General features: G+C 63.9%; 7 protein-coding genes. 2 read left to right on the forward strand and 5 right to left on the reverse strand.

Features of this window, described 5'->3' with window-relative positions:
- From EOA60_RS15170 to EOA60_RS15180, 3 genes are all read right to left on the reverse strand, one after another.
- Positions 1-296: enoyl-CoA hydratase/isomerase family protein (locus EOA60_RS15170; RefSeq protein ID WP_164899323.1), on the reverse strand; the 296-nt coding region annotated here is incomplete at its 3' end.
- 10 nt (positions 297-306) lie between these two features.
- Positions 307-945 carry an acyl-homoserine-lactone synthase gene (locus tag EOA60_RS15175; protein ID WP_066996739.1) on the reverse strand — a complete coding sequence of 213 codons (639 nt, stop codon included), beginning with the start codon at positions 943-945 and terminating at the stop codon, positions 307-309.
- Between the two features lie 276 nt (positions 946-1,221).
- Positions 1,222-1,953, reverse strand: a complete 732-nt coding sequence (locus tag EOA60_RS15180; protein WP_066996863.1) for a LuxR family transcriptional regulator — start codon at positions 1,951-1,953, stop codon at positions 1,222-1,224.
- 219 nt (positions 1,954-2,172) lie between these two features.
- Here EOA60_RS15180 and EOA60_RS15185 point away from each other — a divergent pair, with 219 nt between their 5' ends.
- On the forward strand, positions 2,173-3,045 hold the full coding sequence (locus EOA60_RS15185) for a transporter substrate-binding domain-containing protein (protein WP_095826064.1): 873 nt from the start codon (positions 2,173-2,175) through the stop codon (positions 3,043-3,045).
- Here the strand turns inward: EOA60_RS15185 and EOA60_RS15190 are convergent.
- Positions 3,042-3,452 carry a tellurite resistance TerB family protein gene (locus EOA60_RS15190; RefSeq protein ID WP_095826065.1) on the reverse strand — a complete coding sequence of 137 codons (411 nt, stop codon included), beginning with the start codon at positions 3,450-3,452 and terminating at the stop codon, positions 3,042-3,044. The two genes, EOA60_RS15185 and EOA60_RS15190, sit on opposite strands and share 4 nt — an antisense overlap.
- A gap of 167 nt (positions 3,453-3,619) precedes the next feature.
- Here EOA60_RS15190 and EOA60_RS15195 point away from each other — a divergent pair, with 167 nt between their 5' ends.
- Positions 3,620-5,269 (forward strand): lysine--tRNA ligase, encoded by a 1,650-nt coding sequence (locus EOA60_RS15195; RefSeq protein WP_095826066.1) that lies wholly within the window; start codon positions 3,620-3,622, stop codon positions 5,267-5,269.
- Here the strand turns inward: EOA60_RS15195 and EOA60_RS15200 are convergent.
- Positions 5,232-5,989, reverse strand: a 758-nt coding sequence (locus EOA60_RS15200) for a thermonuclease family protein (protein ID WP_348632710.1), incomplete at its 5' end; no start/stop codon positions are given. The genes EOA60_RS15195 and EOA60_RS15200 overlap by 38 nt on opposite strands.

Below are 5,989 nucleotides of genomic sequence, written 5' to 3' on the forward strand. Positions count from 1 at the left end.
CAGGCAAGGACCGGCTTGGGAAAGGTCGCAAGCCTGCGAAACATATCGGTGACGGCGGCAATCAGCTGCTGGTGCTTGGCGGCGTCGAGGAACTCCGAGAAGTCGCCGCCGAGGCAGAAGCAGCCGGCAAGGCCGCGCAGCACGACCACGCGAACCTCGTCATTGACGGCGGCCTCGTGGAAGGTCCTGGCGAGGCACGCATAGGCGTGCCTGTCCAGCACCGGCCGGCCGTCATGCGAGGACACGGTGACGACCAGCGTGTGGCCGCGCAGCTCAGGTTCGGGGTGGAAGCTCATGACAACCTCCTCACGAAGCCTGTCTGAGGCCGAGCTGGCCGGGATAGCCTCTCATCAGCACCGGCGGGAAGTGGTTGCGGCGCTGGCGCACCACCTCCAGCGTATGCTCGGAAAAGGTGAGCAGCGTCGCCACCACCTGCTGGTTGCCATAGGTGCGCTGGTAACCGAGCGGCGTCGCCAGGAAGTGCAGCTGCAGCGCGCGCAGCACCCACATCGGTTCGAACTCGATGATGACCTGGTTGACGTTGCGCTTGAGGCCCCATTCGACGAAACCGGCGATCAGCTCGGTGCCGACCGTCGAGACGCCGCGCTTGCCATCACGGAAGCCCGGCGCCACCGCATAGCGGGTCAGCTCCCAGACTCGCGGCCCCGAGGGCGGCGTCCCCTCATAGAGGTCCGTCAGCACATCGGTCAGTAGATGCGGCCGCGTCGTCGGCAGCATGCGCTGATAGCCGGCTAGCTCGCCGTTGCGGATGACGAGGTGATGCTCGGCCTCGTCATGATCGAATTGGTCGATCTCGAGGCCGTCCGGGCGGTCGAGATCGGTCCAGCCCATCTCCTCGACGAAGATCTTGTAGCGCAGGCGGTGAACCGCTTCCCACAGATCGGGGCGCTCCATCAATTCCTGAGTTGTGAGGGAAAAAAGCATTAGCCGTCTCCTGGGCTTGAGAGGAAGATACGGCCGGGCTCTCCGGAAAATATTACGCGATCGCGTAGGCAAGAATTTTTAGGTCGGCACCGACCGACCCGGCCAATATAGCCGCGCCTAACTGCCTCCGCGACCGCCTGCACGCGGATGGCGACGCCCAGTTTGCTTTGGCGTTAAGAAAGTATTAGCCCTCTCTTAAGACAAGGACACCGCTCGCCCTTGCTTAAAATATTACGCGAATGCGCATGGGACCGTTTCTGGGCCAGCACGGCCGATTTAGCTAATATAGCCACGCCTGATCGCCTCGGCGACTGCCTGCACACGGTTAGCGGCGCCCAGTTTGCTCTTCGCGTTGAGAAGGTGTTTCTCGGAGGTATGCTCCGAAATGCCGAGAATCTGCGAAATTTCCCACTCGGACTTTCCGACAGCTGCCCATTGCAGGCATTCGCGCTCACGCGGTGTGAGTTCGATGTGGTCGACGACCTTGCCGGCCATCGTGTGAAGCTGCATGGCGCGGCCGATGGCGTAGGTGGACACCAGCGAGACCATTCCGAATTCGACGTCCGACAGTTCAACGGACTCGCCACCCAGCGAGACCATGACGATCTGGCCGTCGAGCGTGACCAGCGGGAAGGCGAGGCCGTCGCGCAGCTTGAACTCGCGGGCGTCGCCCATGACCTCGTCGCTGCTCTTGTCGATGACGATGGCCTGGGAAGCCTCCCGCCACTGGAACGGGGCCTGCAATTGCTTCATGTGGCTGACGACCGGATCATGGTCGACATAGTTGCGCGCCACATAGCGCTCCAGCCACTCGCCCGGCCAGTCGCAGAGCAGCACATGGTCCTTCTGCTGGCCGCGCGGCGTGCCGGGTTGCGGGACCGTTCCGGCCATCAGCGCCGTCAGCCCGAAACTCGAGGTGACGCCGAGCAGCCGCTCGCACACTGCCGCAGCAGTGTTGGCGTGCTGTAATTGGTCGATGTATTCCAGAGTTCTATCGAACATGCTCATCGCAACATCTACCCCATGTTGCTTCTGCTTTTCGTACCGATCGTAGATGCCCGAACCACCCTTCGCCATCAACCCCGGACCACAAGTTTCTTCGCGACACCTGCCCCTGTTGCGGGCGCGCGCTGAAACTTGCAAACGCACTAAACCATACGCCGAATTCGCCCGTTTGAAATCAAAAACAATTGTGCCTGCACTGTTTTCGTACGAAGAGCCAAGGACATGATTGGGCGGAGCGTTATCGTGCCATTCCGATGGATATTTCTGGCCCTCCTGTCGGCGCTGATCGGAGCGTTGCCATTTGCCGACGCGACTCGCGCGGCGGAGCCGCAGGTTCCGGTGCTGTGGGATGCCAAGGAGCGGCTGCCGAAGCCCGATCTTTCGGCGTTGCCGAGGCTGAGATTCCTCACCACCACCGATTTTCCGCCTTTCAACTTCCTCGACGGCTCCGGCCGGCTGTCGGGTTTCCACATCGACCTGGCGCGGGCGATCTGCGCCGAACTCGGCATCGTCGAGAAATGCCAGATCCAGGCGCTGCCCTGGAACGATCTCGACGACGCGCTGCGGAAAGGCGAAGGCGAGGCGATCATCGCCGGCATCGCGGCGACGCCGGAAAGCCGCGAGAAATACGCCTTCTCGCGTTCCTATCTGCAGTTCCCGGCGCGCTTCATCATGCCGAAGGCCAAGGCGTTTACCGAGCCGATCCTCGACAAGCTGCGCAGCAAGCGCGTGGGCGTCATCGCCGGCTCGGCGCATGAGAAGATGCTGCGCGACTATTTCAGCACGGTGCAGGTCGTGCCCTTCGACAAGGCCGAGGACCTCTACGCGGACCTCAAGGCCGGCAGGATCGACGCCGCCTTCGGCGACGGCATGCGCTTCGCCTTCTGGCTCGGCGGCTCGGAAGCCGCCGGCTGCTGCCGCTTCGCCGGCGGCCCTTATCTGGCGCCCGAATATCTGGGCTCGGGCATGGCGATCGCCACCAGGGCGGGCGACCCGGCGCTGGCCGCCGCCTTCGACTACGCGTTGCAGGAAATCTCGATCAAGGGAACCTTCGCCGAGTTCTACCTGCGCTATTTTCCGGTGAGCTTTTTCTAAGTCAGTGTGCGCAGGCGGGCCTTCGCCGCACGGGCGATCGCCGCCACGGTGAGCGTGTCGAGATCGAGCTTCCGTCGGATGAGCTGCAGCACCCTCAACTCCTCCATGCGCATTTCGAGATCGACTGCCGCGACCTCGAAAGCGGCGGCATAGGCGGTGTCACGCAACCGCTCCGGCAGCGCATCGGCGACGCGCGCGAGGACGCCTTCCAGCCCGTCCTTGTCGTGCAGAGCCTGCTGGCACGCTTGAGCCACGCCGACCAGGCTGTCGCTGTTGAAATCGACAAACACGGGCCAAGAACGGACGACGTCCCCGATCCGCGCCAGTTCGACATCGGTCATGTCGCGGTCGGATGCCGAAGTGATGACCATGAGATAGATCAGGGCTTCGTGCGGCGTCAAAGGCATTCAAAACTCCTTGATGGTGAGGCTTCAACGTAGGATTGGCAGTGAGGCGCCGCAAGGAAAAGCGCCGCAAATCGTTGACGCTCCGGCCCGTCGCGCCTAGAGACCGGGTGAAAATCTTTACGCGCCCAAGCCGACACATCTGGCCGGCAGATTACCTGGAAAGTGACATGACGGGATCAAACATCATCGATCTCAATGCCGAGATGCTTGCGGCCGCCGCCGAAAGCAAGGCATGGCCGTTCGAAGAAGCCAAGAAGATCATTGCCCGCTACAAGAACAGGGACTTTCCCGATACCGTCCTGTTCGAGACCGGTTACGGCCCGTCCGGCCTGCCGCATATCGGCACCTTCGGCGAGGTGGCGCGCACCACGATGGTGAGGCACGCCTTCCGCGTGCTGACGCAGGACACGGTCAAGACCAAGCTGTTGTGCTTCTCCGACGATATGGACGGCATGCGCAAGATTCCCGACAACGTGCCCGATCGCGCGGCGCTCGAGCCCTACCTGCACAAGCCGCTCACATCGGTGCCCAATCCGTTCGGCGGCGGCTATGCGAGCTTCGCCGACCACAACAACGCGATGCTCTGCCGCTTCCTCGACACGTTCGGCTTCGACTATGAGTTCGCCAGCGCGACCGAATACTACAAGTCCGGGCGCTTCGACGAAGTACTGCTGCGCGCCGCCGAGCGCTATGACGAGATCATGGCGGTGATGCTGCCGACGCTCGGCGAAGAGCGCCAGGCGACCTACAGCCCATTCCTGCCGATCTCGCCGAAAAGCGGCCGCGTGCTCTACGTGCCGATGAAGCATGTCGACGCCAAGGCCGGCACCATCACCTTCGACGACGAAGGCAGCGAGACCACGCTGCCGGTCACCGGCGGCCATGTGAAGCTGCAGTGGAAGCCGGATTTCGGCATGCGCTGGGCAGCGCTCGGCGTCGATTTCGAAATGTTCGGCAAGGACCACCAGACCAACGCGGCAATCTACGACCGCATCTGCAACATCCTCGGCGGCCGCGCGCCGGAGCATTTCGTCTACGAACTATTCCTCGACGAGAACGGCCAGAAGATCTCGAAGTCGAAGGGCAATGGGCTCACCATCGACGAATGGCTGACCTATGCGCCCACCGAGAGCCTCGGCCTCTACATGTACCAGCGGCCGCGGCAGGCCAAGAAGCTTTATTTCGACGTTATCCCGAAGGCGGTCGACGAATATTACGCCTTCCTGTCCGCCTATCCGCGCCAGGAGTGGAAGGAGCGGCTCGGCAACCCGGTCTGGCACATGCATGACGGCAATCCGCCGGCCATCGACCTGCCGGTCCCCTTCGCGCTGCTGCTCAATCTGGTCAGCGCCTCCAACGCGCATGACAAGGCGGTGCTGTGGGGTTTCATCTCGCGCCATGCGTCCGGGGTGACGCCGCAGACGCACCCCGAGCTCGACCGGCTGACCGGGTATGCCATCCGCTATTTCGACGACTTCGTGAAGCCGACCAAGGTCTATCGCGCCGCCGACGAGGTGGAGCGCGAGGCGCTGGCGAAGCTTTCGGAAGCGCTCGGCGAGCTGCCGCAGAGCGCGGACGGCGAGGCGATCCAGAACGCGGCGCTCAACGTCGCGCGGCGGATCGAGCGCTATCAGGACCATTCCAAGCAGAGCCCGGAAGGCGGACCCGGCGTGTCGGTCGCCTTCTTCCAGATGATCTATCAGGTGCTGATCGGACAGGAACGGGGGCCGCGTTTCGGCTCTTTCGCGGCGCTCTACGGCATTACGGAGACGCGCGCGCTCATTGAGCGGGCTCTGGCTGGTCAGCTGGCTGCGTAACGTCGCCATCTTCCGCCGGCAGGATGGAACTCGGCGCGGCGGGCGCCGGGCCGGTGGCGGCCGGCAATGCCGGCAGGCCGCCGAGATTCGGAGCGGCGCCGAAAATGCCTTTCCTCGCCGCGCGCGCCTTGTCGCCCGCCTCGACATAGGGGCCGCCTGGCGCCGCGCGGGCCCAGCCGTTTTCCACCAGCCACAGACCGACATCCTTGTTGCCGACCCAGCACTTGACCGCGATGGCCTTCTGCCCGTCTTGCGGCGGCACTGAGCAGACCAGGGTCCGGCCACGCAGGAAAGCGCGGAATGCCGTCCTGGCGCGAACCCCGCAGTCCCATGACTTGCCTTCGTCGCTGCAGGTCTCGTCCTCTTTGACGATGTCGATGCCCGACACGGCGATGGAATAATCCTTGGCCTTGATCAGGCCGGCGGCGGTGGCGACGGGCTGGAGCAACTTGGTGCCCTCCTCGCCATCCGGCAGTTTCGTTTTCCGCGGCCTGGGCGGACCGGCCAGCGCCAGATCGCTGAGCGGCGCGCGCGGCTCGACCCGTTCCAGTTCCTCGGCAGGCACTTCGGGTGGCGCCACCACGTCGGGATCGATCGCCCGCGAATGCGCCACCGGCTTCGGCGGCTGCGGCGCGGCAGGCGCCAGAATGGCGGACGTCGCCGGTTCCGCAGTTATCGATTCCCGAGGCGCCACATTGGCGTCTTGCCCCGGAAGTGCAC

It is taken from the genome of Mesorhizobium sp. M1A.F.Ca.IN.020.06.1.1, assembly GCF_004023265.1.
In the GTDB taxonomy this organism is placed as follows: domain Bacteria; phylum Pseudomonadota; class Alphaproteobacteria; order Rhizobiales; family Rhizobiaceae; genus Mesorhizobium.